Source organism: Daejeonella sp. JGW-45 (assembly GCF_029360805.1).
Lineage (GTDB): Bacteria > Bacteroidota > Bacteroidia > Sphingobacteriales > Sphingobacteriaceae > Daejeonella.
The window spans coordinates 393,655-416,464 of record NZ_JARKNC010000001.1; the positions used below are offsets into that span (position 1 = coordinate 393,655).

Consider the following 22,810-nt stretch of genomic DNA (forward strand, 5'->3'; position numbering starts at 1 on the left):
CTATTCAATATAGGTTTTCTGGAACCACTTATCATTAAGTGTGAAGCCCAGATTTATATTCACATAGTTATCACGCACCAGGTTATTTTTCACTGTTCCTCTTTTACCGATCTCAGTTGAGAGATTGATCTTATAGAATGAAGAACGGTTGCTTGGCAGGGGGAACCCAAATCCAAAGGTCAGCGCGTATTGTTTAATATCGTTATCGCTTATCTTGATAAATGTGCGGTCGTACTTTAGGCCAAGACGATAGTCTACCAGCTGCCAATAGTTGCTGATGGAGGTTGCATCCGGTGTGATCTGCCCGCCTACGGCGACGCCATAGCTATCATTTAAACCGCCGTTAACATTGGCTTCGCTGTAGTCTGACCATTTGCTGTAGGAAATATCTGCACCGATAAGCCAGGAATTGGTTTTCTCAAAAGCAAACCCGGCCGTATGGGTCAAAGGCATATTGATCTTGCTTTTCGCTCCCTTAAAGTAATAGGTACTGTCAGAAACTGCAAGTTCATCGCCCTGAAGGTTTCGTCTGTAACGGGTGGTAACCACATCGCTGCGGGAATTAATCTCATTACCCGTATTAGCGGTATAGCCAAGGATCAGTTTGGTCTGGTCGCTGAGGTTGGCGCTGTACTGGGCACCCAGGTCAAAGCTAAATCCGCCGATGGAGTGCTGGTATTGGGTGCGCGAATTAAAGGCGGCCAGGTCGTATCCGGTGGTTTTATCAAGAAAATCGATAGAACGGTTCTCTTTAAGGCTGCCGAAAAGGTATCCCGCGTTAAAGCCGAGGCTTAGGTTCTTGCCTAATTTAAAGCCGTAGCCCAGGTATGCCTTTGACACACCTCCCTCGCCTCCGTATACATACTCCACATTATTGGTGTCCAGAACGGCTGAGTTCTTAAACTGGTAACCCAGGTCGCTGTATGGCACCAGCCCGAAACTAAGGGCCGAAGATTTACTTACCGGCACCCCGAAGGTTATATGACTCAGGGTAGAGTTAAACTGACGCGCGCCTTTGCCGCTGGCGTTGCTGAGCCTTCTGAGATCGCCTGATGCACCTACGTCGAATGTAGTTAATATAAGCGTGGAATAAGAAGCCGGGTTGGCGATATTGATATTATCATATAACCCTGGTTTACGGTAGCCCATACTGATACCGCCCATTGCCCTGGTCTGCGGCAGAAGGGCACCTTTTAAGTCGCCCAGCCCAAATTGCGAATAAGGCGAGCTGGAGGTCGTTTGGGCTGTAGCGCTTGTCCCGACGATAAGAAGGGTAAAAAGAAATATACTTTTGAAAATTTTTATCATTGTTGATGTATAACTTCGTTTAAACCAATAAGTACCAAATCAGGCTCGGTTTTCAAAGTGTGGGCAAAGATGCTACTTTTCAACCTACTATCAAAAAATTTCGAATCCCCACCGCACAGGATGACCTGCAGATCGGAATATTGATTTTTATACTTTTCAATAAATCCTGTTACTTCCGCGAGGGTGCCATTTACCACTCCCGAAAGCATTGATGTTACTGTATCATTTCCATAAAGGCCGTCAAAATCGGACAGCTCAACCAAAGGTAAGCGCCCGGTAAATTCGTGCATGGCTTTTAATCTCATATTTAATCCGGGAGAAATGCTGCCGCCCTTGTAAACGCCTCCCAGATCGACCGCATCATACGTGATACAGGTCCCGGAATCAATTACCAGGCAATTCCGTTCCGGGTATAATGTCCTGGCTCCTATTACCCCGGCAAGGCGGTCGAGGCCAAGCGTTCCGGGGCTTTTGTATTCGAGCTTGATACCATTTGTTAACTCTGCGGAAAACCTGGTATAAGCTGTATTCTCTGCCAGAGTATCCTCTAAAGCCCCCACATCATCTTTAACTGATGAAATAATACTTTGTTGTATGGAGTACTCTCCTATATAACTTTTAAGCCGGGCTTCTGCCAGGTGAGGCAAAATCTCATTCTTAATAAGCCTGCGATCATCAAAAATGGCAACCTTAGTACGTGAATTACCAATATCAATAACCAGCTGCGACATTAAGCGCTGACCGTATTCAGGATAGACTCGAAGATACCAAGGCCGTCCTGGTTACCGAGGATTGGGTCTGCAGCGCGTTCCGGGTGCGGCATCAGGCCGAAAACGTTCCGGTTCACATTGCACACGCCCGCTATATTATTTACAGAACCGTTCGGATTTGAGCTTTCTGAAATATTTCCGTTTTCGTCGCAGTAGTGGAAAAGCACCTGATCATTATCCTGCATTTTCTTCAGGGTATCCTGATCAGCGAAATAATTACCTTCACCATGGGCTATTGGAATTTTAAGCGCCTTGTCCGGATCCAGCAGGGACGTCATCAGGCTGTTGCTTGTTGCAGGCTTAAGATGAATGTTCCGGCAAATAAACTTACGGTTGGTATTGTGAAGTAAAGCCCCTGGTACCAATCCGGCTTCCGCCAGGATCTGGAATCCGTTGCATATCCCCAATACATACCCACCCTTGTTAGCAAACTGGATAAGTTCCTGCATCAGGGGAGAAAACCTGGCTATTGCACCCGAGCGAAGGTAGTCCCCGAAAGAGAAACCACCCGGCAATACAACAAAATCAACACCCTGCAAATTATGGTCCTTGTGCCACAAGCGAACCACTTCCTGACCCATGATCTGCTCAAGCACATAAATTATGTCTTCGTCACAGTTTGATCCGGGAAAAATTACAACTCCAAATTTCATTAACTGATTATTTTATTTTGCCCTGAAAATCTTCTGACTTACAGGTTCATGGTACAAATCTATTCAAATTTTAAGATTGATGAGGTCTTGTTGTGTTAAAAAAGGTTAAAAGGGTTTCTTTGGCCGGGATGGGATTCCAGGGGAGACCAGGGAAATTTGGGCTAAAGCCCATTTAATATGATTACAGCAACCACGGGCTGAAGCCCGTGGCAATTACGGCCATGCCCGGTTAGTATGATCCCACTATTCGCCGGACTGACGGTTCGTTAACCACTTAATAATTAAAAACTGCCTTTCGAAACTAGCAAAAGTCGGAATAGATGAATTTAGAAGATATTAGCTACCGGCTTTTGCATAGATATATGAGTACTTTCAGACAAATTTATTATCAAATAGTTTTTGGCACCAAATACAGGGAACCGACACTTCGCGATATTTATTGTGACGATTTGTATAAATACATTTCAGGTGTTATACAAGCCAAAAAAAGCACTCCGTATCAAATAAACGGAATAGAGGATCATATCCACATCTTTTGCGATCTGCACCCTAGTCATTCCTTGTCGGATTTTGTAAAGGATATTAAGGTCTCCAGTAGCCTCTGGCTGAAAGACTCGGGGAAATTTCCGGGTTTTATAGGCTGGCAAAATGGCTATGGTGCTTTTACCTATTCTGTACGTGAAAAAGATATGATTATGGGTTACATTAAAAAACAAAAGGAGCATCACCGAAAAGAGACATTCTCCAGCGAGTTTAAACGCCTGCTGGTCGAAAATGAAGTAGACTTTGAAGATAAGTACCTGCTTTGATTTTGTTCAACCCCTTCAGGGTTGACCGCCCAACGCCCTCCAATAACCACAGGCTGTGCCTGTGGTTATTGTTATTCAAGCCCTTCAGGCTTGACTGGCTGCTATCTCACACATGCACCCCCAAGCCTGAAGGGCTTGAATAGCAGTAACCATGGGTGCAACCCATGGCATCACGGACACAGTCCATGGCACCACGGACACAGTCCGGCCTCATCGTGCAGCCAGTGGCATCATAGTACGCTCCCTGATATCTATCCATGCAGCATATGGCATCAGGGACTTAGCCCATAGCATCATCCGTGCAATCCTAAAACAACTGAAAATAGATAATCCCTCCGACCAGTACCACATACAGGCTTTCATATAGCCATTGCTTGCCGGCGTGGACGAAGTAGTAGGCCATCAGCACAGCTACGGGCGGGGCGCATAAAAGGAAATGATACAGCCTCAGGTCTTGTTTAAGATAGAAGGATATAAGCCCGGCTATGAACATGAAAAACAACAACTGAAATGATTTCCGGAGGTGGACCACGCTCCTGAAAAAGTTCTTTTGCAGCTGGAATATCCCGAGGATAAGGATTACAGCGACAGGTATCAGCACCAGGGTATCATACAGATTGATGCGCAGGTTTGTTGGAAATTTGGATGCGAGGGGCAGCCATATCCTGTAAAACTGGTCGAGGGAGTCATTCCAGTAATAGAACACGCCAAGGAAAAAAAAGACGGTAATAATGCCGGTGACCACCGCCAGCCACTCGCGCCAGTTGAAGGTCCTGAAAATTATCAGGCTTATCCATACTACCGGCAGCATGACGATAAAGGGAAAGTAGATCAGGGTTCCCAATCCTACGATCATCCCGAGGTCGTACATCACTGAACTTACTGTATCACGCTTATAGATGCTCAGAAACTTATCCATCATCCAGAGTACCAGGAAATTGCAAAACAGCACGGGACTTAATATCAGGAAGGGACTAAACAGGCTGGCCGCTGATACATAGGATAAAGCAGGCAGGTAGGTCGATTTACCCAGGAAATTATAGGAATTAATTATGCGGTTAAAAATAAGGGCCTGAATGAAGAGGAGAAATGCTGCCAGGTAAATATTGGTAAAAGCAGGGAAGGTGTTTTCAATCGGTACAGGCAGGAGCAGCCGGGTAAAAGGCTCAATGAAATCAACGCTCACTTCCTTGGGAAGACGAATGAATATGCCGGCACGTAGTAAAAGTATAATACCCATCAGTATCAGAATATTGACGGGATTGATGCTCCGGAACTGCTTAATCATACATTATGGGTAATTTGCATTTCCCACAATATTACGATATTTCTAAACCCTAATACTCCTCTTCATCAAAGTTTACATCATAGGGGCTTAACCAAATGCCCGCGATAATGATAACCAGGAGGATAATTACCTGAATAATGAATTCTGTTGTCATGGCATCCGCATTTATACTAAATACGTAATGGCGTTTAACAGCGGTGTTAACAGAATGTTAAACTTAACGGGAATTTTCAGATCTGGCGGGCGGATGTCAGCTGGGCTTCGATCCGCTTAAGCTGCCTGGTATGGTGGATCGTATGGATCTCAATAAACCTTATCCATTGCTTTGCGTTCAGCAAGCCCAGGCGGGGATGTTTTACAGCCTGGTACCTGTCTGCTTTATTCGCCTTGCCTTTAAGATCTGCCAGCCGGCTCCTGAATTTAACGATCAGGTTTGCCGCGTCTTCCTTACTGATCTTTTTCACCATGGATGCCAGGCGGTCGGGTGCCTTATACTTGCCCGGCGGGAGCCTGCCGATGAACAATATTGCCCAGATACCGAAACTCAGTCTTTTTTCGCAGAAGACGCCCGTTCCAAGGAAACATTTCTCAACAGCGATCAGCGAAACAAGGTTAGACTGGAAAATATGTGAAAAGGTCTCTGAGTAGGACCAGCTCCCATCGGGCGGTGTCCGGGTGAACGTTTCTTCTGAGACCTCCGCGAGAAGTTTTTCATACTTCTCAACGGCAGCGACCAAAGATTTTACATGACTGCTTACACTCATAGCAATTTTACTAGTTCACTCAGGCAGCCGATCTGGTGTGGTACATCTGCAGGCCTTTCTTTGTTGTCCGGGTTAAAATAAATAGCCTTCATTCCAAAAGCCTGGGCGCCCCTTATATCGGCTTCGATACTATCACCAATCATCAGGCTTTCAGCGACTTTTGCCTTGGTGGCTTTAAATACATGTTCAAATATAGCTTTATCGGGCTTGTTAACTCCAATAATTTCAGAAATGAAAACAGTACGGAAATACTTCGCCAGTCCGGTATTGCCGATCTTCAGCTCGGTAGACTCTTTAAAGCCGTTTGAGATAATATGAAGGGTGTATTTTTCGTGGAGGTACAAGAGCGTTTCATGCGCATGAGGGAAAAGGTTGGTCTTCCGGGGGCACAGTAAAACGTAGTCATCCTCGAACTTTGCAGGTATTAAACCGGGAGAGATTCCCAGTTCGGTAAATGTCTTTGAAAACCTGGTCGCCCGCAGCACATCCTTACTTATCTTACCAACGTGATAATCTGCCCAGAGCTGATGGTTATTTCTGGTATAGACTTCGATAAAAATATCCGGCGAATGAAGACCGAGCTTTTTCAGGTTATAGGTATGGTACAGTTCATGAAGGGTCTCTTCGGCATTTCTGTCAAAATCCCAGATGGTGTGATCAAGATCGAAGAAAAGGTGTTTGTACATGTTGAGTTTTAATGTAAATCGGTGGTCGGAGGTCAGTGATCAGTGGCCAGTAATCAGTAATCAGTAGCGCGGTTACTGATCACTTGGCGTAGCCACTGATCACTGATCGCCCGGCGCAGCCGCTCACTACAAACTTACAACGTAAAACGTATAACGTATAACTTTACCTAGTATCTTTGTAAGACATGGAATTTAAGCTAACTTCTGAATATAAACCAACAGGTGACCAGCCGGAAGCGATCAGGCAACTGGTAGAGGGAGTTAATAGCGGCGAGCATTATCAAACCTTATTGGGGGTTACCGGGTCGGGCAAGACTTTTACCATTGCCAATGTTGTGCAGGAGACTCAAAAGCCAATGCTGGTTCTGAGTCATAATAAGACGCTTGCTGCTCAGCTGTATGGCGAGTTCAAGCAGTTCTTTCCGGACAACGCGGTTAACTACTTCGTTTCCTATTACGACTATTACCAGCCCGAAGCATATATAGCTTCGTCCAATACCTATATTGAAAAGGATCTGCAGATCAACGAGGAGATAGAAAAGCTCCGCCTGCGGACCACCTCTGCACTGATGTCGGGCCGCCGTGATGTGATCGTGGTCTCATCGATATCCTGTATATATGGTATGGGAAACCCGGAAGACTTCTCTAATTCCGTCTTCAGGTTTGCCGTGGGAACAAAGATCAGCAGGAACGCATTCCTGCACCGGCTGGTTGAGATCCTTTATTCACGCACTACGGCCGATTTCCGTCGCGGTACGTTTCGCGTAAAGGGTGATACGGTCGATATCTACCCCGCCTACATGGATTTTGCGTACCGGGTTTCTTTTTTTGGAGATGATATCGAGGAATTAACGACAATTGATCCCGCCTCGGGGAAAACGATAGAGAAAATGAGCCACATGGCTATCTTCCCGGCAAATCTTTTCGTGACACCGAAAGACCGTTTTAATAAGTCGATCTGGTCGATCCAGGAAGAGCTCGAAAGCCGTAAGCAGCAGTTTATAGATGAGAAAAGGTTTCTGGAGGCGAAGCGGCTGGAAGAAAGGGTCAACTACGATCTCGAGATGATGCGGGAATTAGGATATTGCAGCGGCATCGAGAACTACTCGCGCTTTTTTGACGGCCGGAGTCCGGGGATGAGGCCATTCTGCCTGCTCGATTATTTTCCTGATGATTACCTGATGGTTATCGATGAAAGCCACGTCACCGTCCCACAGATCAGGGCCATGTATGGTGGCGACAGGTCGCGGAAGCTTTCACTGGTTGATTACGGCTTCCGATTGCCTGCGGCGCTCGATAACCGGCCCCTGAACTTTAATGAGTTCGAAAGACTGGCACCGCAGACGATCTATGTGAGTGCTACTCCGGGAGATTATGAACTTGAAAAAACCGAAGGCGTTTTCGTGGAACAGGTGATACGGCCAACTGGTTTGCTGGACCCTGTCATCGAAATAAGGCCTGTAATAAACCAGGTGGACGATCTTTTGGATGAGATAGACAAGACGGTAAAGATGGGCGACCGCGTGCTTGTTACCACCCTGACCAAAAGGATGTCTGAAGAGCTCACCAAATATATGGACAGGCTTGGCATCAAGGTGCGTTATATTCACTCGGAGGTTAAGACCCTGGAGCGGGTGGAGATATTGAGAGACCTGCGTTTGGGGCTGTTCGATGTGCTGGTTGGAATTAACCTGCTTCGCGAGGGGCTGGATCTCCCCGAAGTATCATTGGTTGCTATTCTTGACGCCGATAAGGAAGGCTTTCTGCGCTCGGAGCGCTCATTGATACAAACCATCGGGCGGGCCGCCCGGAATGACCGCGGACGGGTGATCATGTACGCTGATAAGATAACCGACAGCATGCGCGTGACCATTGATGAAACGAACCGGAGGCGCGAAAAACAGATCGCTTATAACACCGAGCACGGTATTGTTCCGCGCACTGTAGGCAAGTCACGCGAAGCTATTATTGAGCAGACCTCTGTCATGGATTTCAAGGGCGGGGTTCAGAAAGCCTACGTGGAAAAAGATATGACGGACGACCTTGCAGCAGACCCGATCGTTCAGTACATGACCAGGCCGGAGCTGCAGAAATCTATCGAAAAAACTAAAAAAGACATGGTCAATGCCGCCAAGGACATGGACTTCCTGCTTGCCGCTAAGTTAAGGGATGAGATGTTTGCGCTGGAGAAGGTTATGGGAGAGAGGTTTGGCTAAGGAAACGTTGTACGTTATTAAACGCTGCGTTAAGCATAGCGGCTATTTAAACACAGAGGGCGCAGAGTGCAACGCAGAGGACGCAGAGATAAATCTCAACCCAGCCTCCGCGGTCTCTGCGTTTAAACCAATGCCGAAGGCATTCCAATGGGGTACGTATCCCGTAAAACTATAAATATGCACGGTCAAAACAGAAAAGACATCTATCCAGGCCTCGAAGTTGACATTATCCTTAAGAAGGATCAGCGGACGGGGAAAAAAACCCGGGGGATAGTCCAGGCCTTGCTAACAAGTTCCGCCTTCCATTCGCGTGGGATCAAGGTCAGGCTTGAGGATGGGCAGATTGGCCGGGTGGCGGAAATAGTTGACTAATACGCTATCGGTTGTACTTGGACCCCGGAAAGAAGACGTAAAACGTATAACCCGGCACGTACAACTCCCACAACTTTTACAATACCATGAAACATATTCTTCAAATTATCATCTATATTTGAAAATTACATTTTTCGCATGGCATTATTAAAGTTTTTATTCATTACGATCTGCGTATTATGGTTGCTTCGGATAATCGCGAGGCTGCTTCTGCCAATATTCTTTCAGAAGATGATGACGAAGGCGCAAAACCAGGCAAATCAGAGATATCAGCAACAGCATCACCCAAAACCGGACGGCCGCATCAGGGTCGACTATATGCCCCCTAAGGAAAAAAGCCGCGGCGATAATGCCGGTGACTTCGTAGAGTACGAAGAGATCAAATCCTGATTCCTCCCCGATTTAGTCGGGGATCTCGTGATGACACGCGGCCACAGCTGCTAGTGTCGACCAGGCCCTTAAGCTTCAAGCTATCTGACACTGCTGCGCAGGAGGTTTAAAACCCATACATTAAAATTCATCAATGACGCGAGCTTCGCCGCGTCCAGACGGAGGTCCCCGACTAAATCGGGGAAGAGCTCCTATACCCAATTAATCACTCCTGGCGTTCTATTCCAAAAAACATTCCCCTCAGCCGGGGAATCTGATTAATTTCAACAAACCTGCAATACAGCCATTGCGGATTTAAGCTTTTTCCTATTTTTGGGATTCAACTAATTCTAAAAGAATGAATAATTGGTTTAGCCGAAACGGCATCCACCTGGCCATCATAGGAATATTTATAGCTATATGTTTCGTATACTTTAGTCCTGCCCTGCAGGGAAAAGGCTTGTTACAGGGTGACGTGATCCAGGCTCAGGGGATGCAGAAGGAGATCATGGACTTTAAGGCCAGGGATGGCAAGGGACCCTTATGGACGAATTCGATGTTCGGGGGAATGCCTTCTTACCAGATCTGGGTGCAGTATCCCAATAATATTACCACTTATGTAATTTCTTTCTTCAAGACAATATTCCCAAACCCGATAGATGCAGTATTGCTGTACCTGCTGGGGGCTTATTTTCTTTTCTGCGTTTTAAGGATGAATCCCTGGCTGGCTGCTGCGGGCGCCATCGCGTTTGCCTTCTCGTCTTACAATTTCCAGATCATAGAGGCCGGTCATAGTAATAAAGCAATTGCTATTGCATTTTTCGCTCCTATCCTCGCGGGGATAATAATGACTTTCCGTCGCCAGTACCTCGCCGGTGCGGCGGTTACAGCGCTTTTCCTGGCTATCGAAATACGGACGAACCATATACAGATGACTTATTATCTGTTTATAGCCCTTTTAATATTGGTTGGGATCGAACTATATCATGCGATCAAGGCAAAAGCTACAAAAGACTTTCTTAAATCATCCGGCTACCTGGCTGCTGCTGCTTTACTTGCCATTGCTGTAAATGCAGGCGCGTTGTGGACGAGTTATGAATATGCCAAGGAATCCACTCGGGGCAAATCGAATTTGAGTACCGACAAGTCGGAACCAAACAATGGACTCGACCGGGACTATGCTTACGCATGGAGCCAGGGTGTGGGCGAAAGCCTGACATTCCTTGTTCCGAACGCTTATGGCGGCGCATCCGGAATAGCAGAACTTGATGCTGAGTCTGAAGTGGCCAAAGCCCTAACTTCCAAAGGTATCCCGGCAGAACAGGTGGTGCCTGCAATGCAGCAGCTGTACCAGCTCGGACTGACCACCTATTGGGGTGATAAGCAATTCACTTCAGGACCATGGTATTTTGGGGCTATTATCTGCTTCCTGTTTGTTCTCGGTTTATTTATCATTAAGAGCAGGGTCAAATGGTGGATCGTTGGCGCTACACTCTTATGCCTGCTGCTCTCTTTCGGAAGGCATCTTCCCTTCCTGTCAGATCTGTTTTTCAATTATTTCCCGCTATATAACAAGTTCCGGGCTGTAGAATCTATACTGGTAATAGCCGCACTGCTTGTTCCGGTACTGGCCATTCTGGCTGTTAAGGAAGTGGCTTTCCATACAGAAGAGCCTAAGAAATTGACTAAACACCTGCAATATTCCCTTTACATTACCGGGGGCATCCTGCTCATTTTGCTACTGGTACCCTCAGTCGTGTTGGATTTCAGATCTGCGAATCACAGTATGTTCCTTGAGCAGCTGGCCCAGGCAACGGGCGGTGACAAGCCATTTGCCGAAAGTATAGCAAACGCTCTTGTACAGGACAGGATCAGCCTCGCACGTATGGATGCCCTGCGTTCACTGATCTTCGTATTAATAGGCGCCGGCCTGATCTGGGCTTTAATTAATAAAAAGCTTAATACCCAGCTGGTGTTCATCCTTTTAGCTGCCGTGATCTTGGGCGATATGTGGAATATCGACCAACGGTATCTCAACAACAGTAAGTTTGTTGAAAAGAATGTGCTTGCGCAGCAGTTCCAGCCGCGGGATGTGGACCAGATGATCATGCGTGATACATCGCATTTCCGGGTATTTGACCTCAGCCAGGGAAGTCCGTTCTTAAACTCTGCTCCCTCTTATTTCCACAAGAGCCTTGGCGGATATCATGCAGCTAAATTAAAACGTTACCAGGAGCTATTGGATAAACAGTTTAACGGCGCCATTAACGAAGATGTGCTTGATATGCTGAACACCAAGTACGTGATCACATCTGATGAAACCGGCCAGAAACAAACTATTCAGAACCGCGCTACCGCAGCGGGCAATGCCTGGTTCGTTTCAAATGTTACTTATGTTAAGAATGCAGACCAGGAAATGTCTGCGATCAGCAGTTTCGATCCTAAAAAGGTGATGATCGTTTCCGAAGAGTTTAAATCATTGATCGATGAGAAACGTATTGGCTATGATGCAAATGCGTTTATACGGCTGACGTCTTATCACCCGGACCTGATGACCTATGAATACTCTTCAGGCAAAGACGTTCTGGCGGTGTTTTCGGAGATCTATTATGACAAGGGCTGGAACGCTTATGTAGATGGTGAAAAGATCCCTTACTTCAGGGCCGACTATCTTTTGAGGGCAGCACAACTACCCGGGGGAAACCATAAGCTGGAATTCCGCTTTGAGCCGGCTTCTTACTATACGGGCGAGATCATTTCACTGATCGCGTCGATCCTGCTGGTTCTGGCGCTGGCGTATGCGATCTATCTGGAGGTTAGGAAGCGGGAACCGGAGGGGAAGCTGTAATCAATCCAGGTTTGCAGGGCTTTGCATAGCTTAATAGGCTCCCTGGCACCTGCGGCTGGAGGCCGCGTGCCATCACGAGATCCCCGACCCAGTCGGGGAAAATCTAGAACCGCTAATCGTTAGTCCTCCTGTGCTTCACATAATACAGCGCCAGTTTTGCAGCGATGACGGCATGGTTAAAGAGGTTGGGAATTAAACCATAATGTTTTGAAAAGATGTGGAAGCGCTCGACAAGACTTTGGCGGTGCCTTTTCTTGGACATGCCTCCCACAAGATATTTAGCAACGTACATTTTTGTGTTCACGATCCGGCGGGCCTTTTTTGCTGCTTTCAGTATCCAGTCGATATCGGCGCTCAGCTTGTAAACAAGATCGTAAGGCTCTGTTAGCGACTTCCTGATATAAATGGCCTGGTGACTGATGCTCATCCCATAGCGAAAATCCCTCCAGGTAAAATTCTCCGGCGTCTTATGCCGCCGCCGGCCCAGACTTTGCCAATTTTCATCGTACATTTCCGTTTCGCCGTAATAAATATCTGCATCAGGCTCAGATGCAAATACTTTCTCAACCGTGTCGGGTGCGTAGACCTCATCCCCCGAATTCATAAAAAGAATATAATCGCCTTCAGCCAGGACCAGTCCTTTATTCATCGCGTCGTAGATGCCCTTGTCCTTTTCAGAGACCAGCTTGTGAACCCTGGCCTTATACTTTTCTACAATCTCCAGCGTACCGTCGGTTGAGCCTCCATCAATAATGATATATTCAATTGAAGGGCAGGTTTGTCCCAATACTGAAAGCATTGTGCGTTCAATGCCACTGGCGTTGTTAAAGACTATGGTGATGACAGTTAATTTAGGCTGGGGCATTTTCTCTCACTAAAGAATTGTATAGTTCAATATGGCGGTCAGCAACCTGCTTCTCAGAAAAGTTATCCTCAATAAATTTTCGTGAATTCGCACGCAGCGTTGCCTTGTCAGGATGATCAAAAACCCAGCGGATTCCGGAAGCGAGATCCGTCGCGGAACGGTATTCGGCCAGGTAACCATTATGCAGGTGCTGCACCATGTCGGGGATACCGCCTGTAGTGAAGCCCACTACGGGAGTTCCGCAGGCAAGGCTTTCCATCACGGTATAGGGCAGGTTGTCTTCAAGGGATGGCGCCAGGAATACATCCGCAGCGCTATAGCACATCGCCAGTTTTTCTTCCGCAGCTATTGTACCGAGGAAGGTTGCCTTGACCGGAAAGACGGGTGTATTCGAGACATCCCTGTTCCCAAAAATCACGAGCTCCACGTCCTCAGGACTGATAGAATGGTCAGCGATAAAAATACCGATGGCCTCTATAAGGTAAGATGTGCCTTTATGAAGATCATTACGGGAAGGCATAAATCCACTCATCATGATGAATTTACTGACGGGAAGCCCGAGGCTCCGGCGCGATTCACTCTGATCTATGGATTTGAAAACTGTCGTATCGAGTGTGTTGGGAATGTTTACCGCTGGCTGGGAACCCATCAGCTTGCTTTGCCTTACTGACCTTTCCATCCATTTACTCGGTGCAATCACCGTATACTTATTGCCCTGGTAGGCGCGCGCCTTGCGTTTCCAGATACTGTGGGAAAGATCGTCAGGACCTGATTTCTTCAGAACCGGGCAATTACCGCACTCATTTTGATAGTGCTCGCAATTATAGCGCACATGACAGCCGCCGGTAAAGGCATTGCTGTCATGAAAGGTCCATACGATAGGCTTATTCAGCGCAGATAGCTTTTTAATATCGTCAGGGCGAAGAAATGCATGATTTATCCAATGAATATGAATAAGGTCAGCGGATCTCAGCAGCTCCCGGCCGGATATATCGCGGCCCCAGAAAGGTATAGAAAACGGAACAGGCACCGGCTTCACAAATAGTCTATTTAGCAGGCGCTCCAGAATGATACCGGCTGCGGTGAGCCATTTAAAGAAAAACCCCCGGGAAAGATCATGTACTTCAGGATTCCTTTTAAAAAGAAAATTAACGGCTACCACGGAATCTGTTCCCTGCGACTTCAATGCTTTGCTCAGCCTGAGGCATGCTTTTCCCGCTCCCCCGTTTCCAGCATAGGTATTGAGATGAAGTACTTTCACGAGAGCTTCTCCTTCATAAATCTTATTAATCGGTCCACCAGGCTACCTTTTCTATGCTTTAGAAAATGCTTTATTGCCGAATAAGCTTCCGGGTGTTCCTCAATAACGTCCGGAAAATCCGTTACCGGCTTGTCGCTGACCTTTACATCGTAAATAGTATTTGTACCTGAATGAATGCCTGTCCCATCATGACCGATATTGTTTATCAGGGAGCGCGAGGGATTAAGGGTCAGCCCGTTATTCAGGAATACCGAGGCATACCACCGGATAGCCCAGGAATTGTTCTTCCCTCGTTTAAACTCCCGCACCTGCTTCCAAAAGTTCATTGTCCAGTCGATAGAAAACCGGCTTCTTTTTTGGGCATCAAACTGGCTGATGATCTTATCGATATCGGGCTCGAAATGTTTCCATGCCCGGTCCCAGGTTGCCCAGCCCCAGCTGGATGCAGCGCGGTAAAAGAAAGTCTGCGGAAGCTGTGCGTTTCCAAGAGGATACATATATGCCCCGATATGCATAATCCTTTCTTCATTTTCGTATCTCCTGAGCGCATCATTGAAATATTTAAGGGTGTAGGCCGAACTAATCAGGTCGTCCTCAAAGACGATCACTTTACCGTACTTCCCTGTGAGCATCGTTACCCCGTCGATTATTGATCCGGCAAGGCCCATATTACTTGGCCGCTCGATCACCTGAACCGATTTAAAGCCTTCCGCCGACCGGATGATCTCCCGTACTTCATCGACCTTAGCCTGATCGCTTTGCCCCCTGGCCGCATCTGAAAAAATAAAAAGCCGCGACTCATCGGCAAGCAAGTTTTGCCTCAGGAATGTAAGGGTACGCCTTGTATGCTCAGGGCGGTTATATACGAATAAGGCTATTGGAGCAAGAGTCATTTAAATTTAATATAACAGGCGTTAAAAACCATTCAATTCTTCCATGGTAAAGGGCTTTTGACGCCCTTTAAACTTATTTCTGATGCCAGTTACGTCCCCAGGCTGAAGCACATTCCCTTTGTTGCTCCATGAGTTCCTGATATAATTGAGCAGCTGGGTAATATCCTCGTCAGAAAATTCATTATTAGAAGCAATTCCGGGCATGTCGCCATTTATTTCAGGGGATTTATACAGTTTGTTACCAATCTTTACCGGACCTGTCAGCCCATATAAAACGATAGCACTTAGCTTATTCTTATCGGCAGTGACCCATTCCGAGTTATTAAGAGGCGGGGCCAGCGAGGCAACCCCGTTCCCATCGGGTCCGTGACAGGTTTGGCAAAAGGATCTGTAAATTAAAGCTCCTTTGGGGAACTGTTTGGATACATCTGCTTTGGCGCTTTTCGCTTTTTCACTATCAGCTATGATCTTCATCAGCTTTTTATTTATAACCAGCCCGGTATCCGTATTGACGCCAGCAAGTTCTTTTAAATAGGCTGCTTCTTCATTCTCGAGGCTGCTGATGATGGCATCGGCGATATACGGGTCTTTACCAAACCTGCGGCCCAGCCCCATTAGCAGTTCCTTATGCGCAGCCGTATCAAAAGGCCTGATGTTTTCTGCCAGAAAAGCAATATATGGAGCCGACAATGTATCGTTTTGTTCTATCCGCTTGTTAAATCTCCTTACGAATTCTTTATAATTTCTGTTGCTGATGACCGAGGGAGAAAGGGCAAAACCTTGCATCTGTATTTGCCAGTATGGGTTTTCCAGCAAGGGAAGAACGTCATCTTTACTCAGCCCCCCCAGGCCCTCTATCGTCCACAGGGCATGGGTTACCATTCTTGTATCCTTGGACTCTTTTGATAATTTCCTCAGTGTGGGGATGACAGACTGGTCTCCGGAATCGACCAGAAGCTGCTGAGCCATGCTCCGGACCCACCCGTTATCGTGGCCCAGCAGACGGATAACTTTCGCATTATCATCCGGAAACTTTACAGCTCTCGGTTTTTTACCTTGCGGTACTACCCGGTAGATCCGGCCATAGGAAAGTGGCTGGGTAAGTGACCGCTCCCGGATCTCATTTTTGAGATAGGGAGTTAAGTATGTTTTATGCTGAATGATGCCCCGGTACATATCGGTAATATACAGAGCCCCATCCGGGCCATTATAAAGGCTTACCGGCCTGAAACGCTCGTCAGTGCTTCTCAGGAACTCATTATTGATATAAGCCTGCTTTCCGTTGATTGAATTGCCCCTGTTTGTTAAGATGTTCCTCTTAATCAGGTTTGCCGAAGGTTCAGCAACAAATGCATTGCCGTAATATTCTTTATTGAACAGGTGCCCGCTATAGATAACCGGCCCGCAGGCAGCCGTAAAGTTAACAAGCCGAAGGCTGTCGTCGAGGATACCAGGCAGATAAGCCCTGTTTACCCCGGTCGTCGCCCTGGCGGGGTAAACCTTATTATTTCCGACAATTTTCTGGTTAAAGCCTGAAACTGTTCGCTGGTTTTGATTGGCGGCACCAAAGCCGGGGCTAAAAAGATCGCCCAGAAGATTATCTGAATTGGTATTGTAAAATAAGCGGCCCTGCTCATCCTGCGTAATTCCCCACTGCCCGCGGAAATGTGTTTTCTCAATCAGCCACTTATCACCCTGCTTACGGTAGCGTTTACTTGACTTGGCATTATAGATCCAATTATCCAGGGCGCGAAACAAGCCGTTAGGCTGATGCTCTACATTTCCCCCTTCTGCATAGGCCGCGTCTACCAGCGTCCTTTTAACAGGCTTGTCGTCCTTCATCTCATAGAACCATAGCTTCGGCGACTCAGCAATGAGTATCCCATCACCTATCAGGCAAAGAGCCCTTGGCAGTATCAAGGAATCCAGGAAGACTGTCCGGCTGTCCATTTCACCATCTTTATTTTTGTCGCTGAGGATCACGATCTTTCCGCGGGGCTGATCTTCCCCCGTACCGGCTGTGTCGGGCATATACCCTTCCATCTCAGCAACCCATAACCGCCCCCGCTTGTCGAATACCATAGCCACCGGTGTACTGGTAAGCGGCTCCCTGGCAACGATCTCTATCCTAAATCCATCCTCCAGCTGCATGGCTTTCATTGACTCTTCTGCCGATAAAACGGGGGAAGAAGCAAACTGTTTTCGGATAAGCAATGAATCCAGACTTAAGCTTTTCTCCGCTCCGCGAAATGCACCGCCGCCAATAAGAATAAACAGGCCGGTTAAAATTGAAATAAGATATACTATTCTATGCATTAAGTATTTGCTAGGATGGCTGAACCTTTTGTCTTTTGAAGTAATACGGTATAAGCACTGGCCAGCTGCTCATGTCTTTTCCGGCCGCCGAGCGTGACCAGCACCGTTTTAACAAAATATTCAAGTTCAATCTTTAACGAACGAAACAGGTTCCTTGGTTTTTTCTGGTTAATAAAAGTATTGAATTTCGTAACCTCGGGATTGATGAGGGAGCTCTTATCTGTGATAACTTCAAAGCCCTCGGTTTGTACAAGGAACCTTAAGGAAGTAGGTGTGTACATGTTAATATGACCGTAACTGAGGAAATGCTTCATTCTCTTATCCACGCCATAACGATAGTCCCTGGGAACTTCAATCACCACGTATTTCGATACTCTCCTGATTTCCCGGAGAAGCATCCGTTCAAATTCTACATGCTCGAGAACATGGGACAAGATCACGAGGTCAAATTCATTATCACCAAAAGGAACACCGTAACCATCGAACAATTGAACCGATTTCAGGCTAACAATCTTCCTGCTTTCAATTTGTTGCACCCCGCTTTGGGATATCTCCAGGGCATGCATCTCGGGAGCAAACTGCCACTCGTCCAGGTATTTTAAGATACTCCCATCCCCAGCCCCTACTTCAAGGATTTTCTTAAACTGCTGTTTCGCGCAAACATCTATAATATTACGCGCTTTGTACTTAGCGCTCAGCATACGCCACTGCTCATCAAGTCCCACGTAAAAGCTATCGTAGGAAGTCTTTAGGCCAGCACTAACTAAATCGACATTTTTCATCAGATCCCCAGGCAATTGGCAGATTTGTAAAATACAGAGGTAGACTTCCTGTAAAATAAGCCAGGTGATATTCCGCTAAATGATAGTTCTTTAAACCCTTCTTTCTGGAAAAAGATCCTGGCGTCATTATATTTTGCCCGCTCAGAATCATCCAGCACCACCACGCCAGTTTCGCCTAAGGCCGGTATGGAATGATAACAGCAATTCACGCGGTCGCGGCCATCTACTATAATAATATCAAATTTCTGACCCATGGATGCAGGCATCTTGCTGTAATCGCCATTGGTTTGCAGCTCGCAGAAAACCATATCTGAATTAGCGGGCTTGCCCGATGATATCTTATTAAACCAATCCTTGTCGTGCTCTACAGAAACTACCTTTTTTGCTCTTTTTGCATAATACAGGGTAGAATTGCCCGATCCAAACTCAAATACCGTATGTTCTTTTTTTATGCGTTCTGCAATAAAGTCGATGAAAGAATAAGTAACCCATGGAATGGGATCGCCATCAGACCCTACAGGTGAGTGTGTATTAAACGCTTTAAACCAGCCAATTTCAGTAAGGTAGCCTTTTACTCCAAAAGACAAAAGAGCTTTTAGCTTCGCCGCGTCAAAGAGGCTTGTGTATGATTCTGTTCTTTTCAACGTTTTGTTATTTTTTGTATCAATGAGATTAAAAATAGTGATTTAAGCATGTTAATGCCCTGCTTTCTTGTTTCGGGAAAAACAAGAATAAAAAAAGTTGCCGAAAAATAGGCGATTAATGTTGCATAAGCGGCGCCCTGTAGACCGTATACAGGTATCCAGAGGTAACCCAGAACAATATTTACCACTGCGCCGGCTCCGGTCCGGTACAAAGAATACTTTGTATAACCTTCAGCAACAAGATACTGGCCGCTGGCGTTTCCAAGAAACACGAAAACAGAGGCCCATATATAAATAGAGAGAACTTTCGCACCTTCGGCGAATTCAGGCGTATAGAGGTAGCCATAGATGTATGGCGCTAAAAAGGTCATAACAACAGCGATCCCGAGGCTGAAGATCACCATGAGATCATACATATCCTGCAGCCGCTTCTGATATCTTGCCGGGTCATCGCGGCGGGCGTTCATCAACGCGGGAAATACGGAAGTAACTATGGCAACAGGGATAAAATAAAAGCTTTCCCCCCAGCCTATGGCCGGAGAATAAACTCCCAGAGCATTTACTCCAAGGTAGCTTTCAACCATCAGCTGGCCGATCCTCATATAAAGCGTAACCAAAATGGCGGAAAAAGCCAGTGGCCAGGAATGTTTTAAGAGATAGCCGGCACGCGAGCGGTCAAATGTCCATTCGCGGGGGGCATGGCCATTCCGGGTATAAGCGATCAGGTAACCTGCAGCCAATAAAATTGCATCGGCCAGCAAGGTCCACACAAACCATAACAAGGGCGCGCCAATAAAAATTAAAAAGAGCTTGGCAAAGGCTGAGATGAGGTTAGCAGCTACCTGAACCATCATAACGTATTTTCCCTGCACCTTTGACTGGAAGAAACTATCAATGATATTTAAAGACTGCGCGATACCGATACCCGAGGCAATAAGTATATAGCCCACCGGAACTTCGACGTTCTTTCCAAAGAATACATAAATAATATACGCCAGGGGTATGATCAATATACCAGCAATGAGGCGCAATCCGAACGATGTTCCGAGTATTGCAGATTTCTTTGAGGGGGAAGCCAGTAATTCTCTGGTCACGAACCCGTCAAGGCCAAGTGCTGCCGCCGCGATAAAAAAAGAAATAAAGACGAGAGGATAGCTCAATAAGCCATATTGAGAAGCCCCGAGATAGTTTGCTACCTGTATGCCGGCAAGGATCTTTATGATGAGGCTGCCTATACGTGCGAGAAATAACCAACCCGTGTTTTTCAGATATTTATCAAAAGCTTGCTGGTCAAAACCGGGTACAGCTGGAATCTTCATCAACACAAATATAAAAGAAAAGCCCCGGAATAAATCCGGGGCCTTCCTGTGGCCGATAAAAACTGATCTTACTGGTTCACAAACTTTTTAGCATTGATCTTACGCTCGTTTTCACTCAGATAGATCTTACGCAGGCGCATGCTTTTCGGCGTGATCTCGATATACTCATCAGCCTGGATATATTCCATTGCCTCTTCAAGCGAGAACTTAACTGCGGTTGCAATACGTGTATTATCATCTGTACCCGAGGCACGCATATTGGTGAGGGCTTTACCTTTCACCACGTTAACAACCAGGTCATTATCCCGGATGTGTTCGCCCATGATCTGACCCTCGTAAACTTCCACTCCCGGTTCAACGAAGAAACGTCCGCGATCCTGTAATTTATCGATCGAATAAGCAGTTGTAGATCCTTTTTCCATAGAAACAAGAACACCGTTCAGGCGGCCCGGAATATTTCCTTTCCAGGGCTCATACGCTTTGAAGCGGTGAGCCATAATAGCTTCCCCTGCTGTAGCTGTAAGCACGTTATTGCGCAGGCCAATTATCCCACGTGCCGGGATCTCAAACTCAAGGTGCTGAAGGTCGCCCTTCGGCTCCATAACTAACAGGTCGCCCTTACGTTGGGTAACGAGCTCAATTACTTTCCCTGAAACCTCGGCAGGTACATCCACGATCAGCGTTTCTATCGGTTCGCATTTTACGCCGTCAATTTCTTTAACAATAACCTGCGGCTGACCTACCTGAAGCTCGTAACCTTCGCGGCGCATGGTCTCGATAAGGACAGACAAATGGAGGATACCGCGGCCGTAAACGAGATATGAGTCAGGAGATTCTGTTTCGACAACCTTTAACGCAAGGTTCTTCTCCATTTCTTTATATAATCTTTCGCGGAGACGCTGAGACGTTACAAATTTTCCTTCCTTGCCAAACATAGGGGAGTTATTGATCGTAAAGAGCATATTCATGGTTGGCTCATCGATCTTTATAACTTCCAGTTGTTCAGGCTTTTCAAAATCGGCTATAGTATCGCCGATGTCAAAACCATCGATACCGACAACGGCACAGATATCTCCTGAAGAAACCTCCTGGACTTTAACCTTACCTAAACCTTCGAACGTATATAATTCCTTGATCCTCGATTTCTGAATAGTTCCGTCACGTTTAACAAGGGAAACCGGTTGATTTTCTTTTATCACTCCGCGGGCGACACGTCCGATAGCTATCCGGCCAACGAAAGAAGAATAATCCAATGAAGTGATCTGCATCTGCAGGGTTCCATCAAAGCTTGGGGCTGGCGGTATATGCTCAAGAATCGTATCCAAAAGAGGTGTTATATCTTCGGCAGGTACTTTCCAGTCGGTGCTCATCCATCCCTGTTTAGATGATCCGTATAATACCGGGAAGTCAAGCTGCTCTTCGGTAGCCTCAAGATTGAAGAATAACTCGAACACCGATTCGTAAACCTCTTCAGGCCGGCAATTTTCCTTATCTACCTTATTTACAATAACTACAGGTTTTAGTCCCAGGGAAAGTGCTTTTTGGGTAACGAAGCGGGTCTGGGGCATTGCGCCTTCAAAAGCATCCACTAAAAGACACACTCCGTCTGCCATTTTTAGCACCCGTTCAACCTCACCTCCAAAGTCGGCGTGACCGGGAGTATCAATAATGTTTATTTTAACGCCTTTATAACTTACAGAAACGTTCTTTGAGACAATGGTAATACCACGCTCGCGTTCCAGATCGTTATTATCCAATATCAGATCGCCAGTGTCCTGGTTGTCACGAAACAGATTAGTTTGGTGTAAAATTTTATCAACCAAAGTAGTCTTGCCATGGTCAACGTGAGCGATGATCGCTATATTCCTGATTTTTTGCATTAAAAATTATTATGAAAAATTTTTGCAAAGGTACTGTTTCTTAAGGGAAATGAAAAGATTTTCTACACCTCACACAATTTACACTTAACAGACTCTTCACCCATACATATTAACTATTTTTGCCGCATGGACTTACAGACAATCTTAGTATTCCTTGTCTTTTCCGCGGCTGTTTTCTGGATCGGGCGGCTGATGTACCGCAATGTTTTCACCAAAAAATCGTGTGCGAGTAATTGCGGGAAATGTGCTGCTGATTTTTCGAATGTGAAGGTTCCCGAAATTAAGAGCTGACCTTTTCTATCAGGCATACGGCATAAGCCACCACGCCCTCCTGGCGACCGATAAAACCCATGGTTTCATTCGTAGTTGCCTTAATGGATATATCGTCTTCGCTTATCCCGGCCGCACCTGATATATTGCGTTTCATCTGGGGAATGTGGGGATTAATCTTGGGTGCTTCCAGGCATAACATCGCATCGATATTACCGATATTCCATCCTTTTTCTTTCAATAATGCGACGCACTCTTTCAAAAGGACCAGGCTGCTGATACCTTTCCAGCGATCATCAGTATTCGGAAAGTGAAAGCCAATATCACCGAGGTTAGCTGCTCCGAGCAGGGCGTCGCAGATAGCATGCGCAAGCACATCTGCGTCAGAATGGCCGAAAGCTCCTGAATGATGCTGAAGATTAACTCCGCCTAAGATAAAAGGATGTTTTTCAGCTAATTGGTGAACATCAAAACCAAATCCTACCCTGATCTTCATT

The 22,810-nt window shown here is 46.4% G+C and carries 21 protein-coding genes; 6 read left to right on the plus strand and 15 right to left on the minus strand.

Annotated elements, in window-relative coordinates:
- The 3 genes from P2W76_RS01795 to purQ are packed head-to-tail and all read right to left on the minus strand — an operon-like array spanning position 1 to position 2,731.
- A complete protein-coding gene (locus tag P2W76_RS01795) occupies positions 1 to 1,308 on the minus strand; it encodes a hypothetical protein (RefSeq protein WP_276345753.1) in 1,308 nt (435 codons plus the stop codon).
- Complete coding sequence (locus tag P2W76_RS01800) at positions 1,305 to 2,039, minus strand: type III pantothenate kinase (protein ID WP_276345754.1); 735 nt, start codon at positions 2,037 to 2,039, stop codon at positions 1,305 to 1,307. The genes P2W76_RS01795 and P2W76_RS01800 overlap by 4 nt, the downstream gene beginning before the upstream one ends.
- Entirely contained in the window at positions 2,039 to 2,731 is a 693-nt protein-coding gene (gene purQ / locus P2W76_RS01805; RefSeq protein WP_276345755.1) for a phosphoribosylformylglycinamidine synthase subunit PurQ, read from the minus strand. The genes P2W76_RS01800 and purQ overlap by 1 nt, the downstream gene beginning before the upstream one ends.
- A gap of 362 nt (positions 2,732 to 3,093) precedes the next feature.
- On the opposite strand from purQ, the gene tnpA reads away from it, so the two are divergent.
- Positions 3,094 to 3,540 (plus strand): IS200/IS605 family transposase, encoded by a 447-nt coding sequence (gene tnpA, locus P2W76_RS01810; protein WP_276345756.1) that lies wholly within the window; start codon positions 3,094 to 3,096, stop codon positions 3,538 to 3,540.
- Between the two features lie 307 nt (positions 3,541 to 3,847).
- Here tnpA and P2W76_RS01815 read toward each other — a convergent pair whose 3' ends face one another.
- From P2W76_RS01815 to P2W76_RS01825, 3 genes are all read right to left on the minus strand, one after another.
- Positions 3,848 to 4,828: a DUF6427 family protein gene (locus tag P2W76_RS01815; RefSeq protein ID WP_276345757.1), complete on the minus strand. Its 981-nt coding sequence runs from the start codon at positions 4,826 to 4,828 to the stop codon at positions 3,848 to 3,850.
- Positions 4,829 to 5,058: 230 nt separating this feature from the next.
- Positions 5,059 to 5,592, minus strand: coding sequence for a DinB family protein (locus P2W76_RS01820; RefSeq protein ID WP_276345758.1), 534 nt, complete (start codon positions 5,590 to 5,592; stop codon positions 5,059 to 5,061).
- The gene (locus P2W76_RS01825; RefSeq protein ID WP_276345759.1) at positions 5,589 to 6,278 is read right to left on the minus strand and encodes a YjjG family noncanonical pyrimidine nucleotidase; all 690 of its coding nucleotides are present in this window, start codon (positions 6,276 to 6,278) and stop codon (positions 5,589 to 5,591) included. Before P2W76_RS01825 ends, P2W76_RS01820 begins: the two co-directional genes overlap by 4 nt.
- A gap of 185 nt (positions 6,279 to 6,463) precedes the next feature.
- Here P2W76_RS01825 and uvrB point away from each other — a divergent pair, with 185 nt between their 5' ends.
- The 4 genes from uvrB (at position 6,464) to P2W76_RS01845 (ending at position 12,083) form a co-directional block, all read left to right on the plus strand.
- Positions 6,464 to 8,494, plus strand: a complete 2,031-nt coding sequence (gene uvrB, locus P2W76_RS01830; protein WP_276345760.1) for an excinuclease ABC subunit UvrB — start codon at positions 6,464 to 6,466, stop codon at positions 8,492 to 8,494.
- A 177-nt stretch (positions 8,495 to 8,671) separates the two neighbouring features.
- Complete coding sequence (locus tag P2W76_RS01835) at positions 8,672 to 8,866, plus strand: YwbE family protein (protein WP_276345761.1); 195 nt, start codon at positions 8,672 to 8,674, stop codon at positions 8,864 to 8,866.
- A gap of 138 nt (positions 8,867 to 9,004) precedes the next feature.
- A complete protein-coding gene (locus tag P2W76_RS01840; RefSeq protein ID WP_276345762.1) occupies positions 9,005 to 9,256 on the plus strand; it encodes a DUF4834 family protein in 252 nt (83 codons plus the stop codon).
- A 337-nt stretch (positions 9,257 to 9,593) separates the two neighbouring features.
- On the plus strand, positions 9,594 to 12,083 hold the full coding sequence (locus tag P2W76_RS01845; protein WP_276345763.1) for a YfhO family protein: 2,490 nt from the start codon (positions 9,594 to 9,596) through the stop codon (positions 12,081 to 12,083).
- A gap of 112 nt (positions 12,084 to 12,195) precedes the next feature.
- Here P2W76_RS01845 and P2W76_RS01850 read toward each other — a convergent pair whose 3' ends face one another.
- The 8 genes from P2W76_RS01850 to typA all read right to left on the minus strand — a co-directional run bounded on the left by P2W76_RS01850 (position 12,196) and on the right by typA (position 22,043).
- Positions 12,196 to 12,948 carry a glycosyltransferase family 2 protein gene (locus P2W76_RS01850; RefSeq protein ID WP_276345764.1) on the minus strand — a complete coding sequence of 251 codons (753 nt, stop codon included), beginning with the start codon at positions 12,946 to 12,948 and terminating at the stop codon, positions 12,196 to 12,198.
- Positions 12,935 to 14,209 (minus strand): glycosyltransferase, encoded by a 1,275-nt coding sequence (locus tag P2W76_RS01855; RefSeq protein ID WP_276345765.1) that lies wholly within the window; start codon positions 14,207 to 14,209, stop codon positions 12,935 to 12,937. Before P2W76_RS01855 ends, P2W76_RS01850 begins: the two co-directional genes overlap by 14 nt.
- Positions 14,206 to 15,102 (minus strand): glycosyltransferase, encoded by an 897-nt coding sequence (locus P2W76_RS01860; RefSeq protein ID WP_276345766.1) that lies wholly within the window; start codon positions 15,100 to 15,102, stop codon positions 14,206 to 14,208. Before P2W76_RS01860 ends, P2W76_RS01855 begins: the two co-directional genes overlap by 4 nt.
- 21 nt (positions 15,103 to 15,123) lie before the next feature.
- A complete protein-coding gene (locus P2W76_RS01865) occupies positions 15,124 to 17,418 on the minus strand; it encodes a c-type cytochrome (protein WP_276345767.1) in 2,295 nt (764 codons plus the stop codon).
- Positions 17,418 to 18,200, minus strand: coding sequence for a class I SAM-dependent methyltransferase (locus P2W76_RS01870; protein ID WP_276345768.1), 783 nt, complete (start codon positions 18,198 to 18,200; stop codon positions 17,418 to 17,420). The genes P2W76_RS01865 and P2W76_RS01870 overlap by 1 nt, the downstream gene beginning before the upstream one ends.
- A complete protein-coding gene (locus P2W76_RS01875) occupies positions 18,200 to 18,844 on the minus strand; it encodes an FkbM family methyltransferase (protein WP_276345769.1) in 645 nt (214 codons plus the stop codon). Before P2W76_RS01875 ends, P2W76_RS01870 begins: the two co-directional genes overlap by 1 nt.
- On the minus strand, positions 18,841 to 20,163 hold the full coding sequence (locus P2W76_RS01880; protein ID WP_276345770.1) for a flippase: 1,323 nt from the start codon (positions 20,161 to 20,163) through the stop codon (positions 18,841 to 18,843). Before P2W76_RS01880 ends, P2W76_RS01875 begins: the two co-directional genes overlap by 4 nt.
- A gap of 68 nt (positions 20,164 to 20,231) precedes the next feature.
- Positions 20,232 to 22,043, minus strand: a complete 1,812-nt coding sequence (gene typA, locus P2W76_RS01885; RefSeq protein ID WP_276345771.1) for a translational GTPase TypA — start codon at positions 22,041 to 22,043, stop codon at positions 20,232 to 20,234.
- Between the two features lie 126 nt (positions 22,044 to 22,169).
- Here typA and P2W76_RS01890 point away from each other — a divergent pair, with 126 nt between their 5' ends.
- Complete coding sequence (locus tag P2W76_RS01890; RefSeq protein WP_276345772.1) at positions 22,170 to 22,334, plus strand: FeoB-associated Cys-rich membrane protein; 165 nt, start codon at positions 22,170 to 22,172, stop codon at positions 22,332 to 22,334.
- Here the strand turns inward: P2W76_RS01890 and ispF are convergent.
- A complete protein-coding gene (gene ispF / locus P2W76_RS01895) occupies positions 22,324 to 22,809 on the minus strand; it encodes a 2-C-methyl-D-erythritol 2,4-cyclodiphosphate synthase (RefSeq protein WP_276345773.1) in 486 nt (161 codons plus the stop codon). The two genes, P2W76_RS01890 and ispF, sit on opposite strands and share 11 nt — an antisense overlap.
- Position 22,810 lies beyond the last annotated feature (1 nt).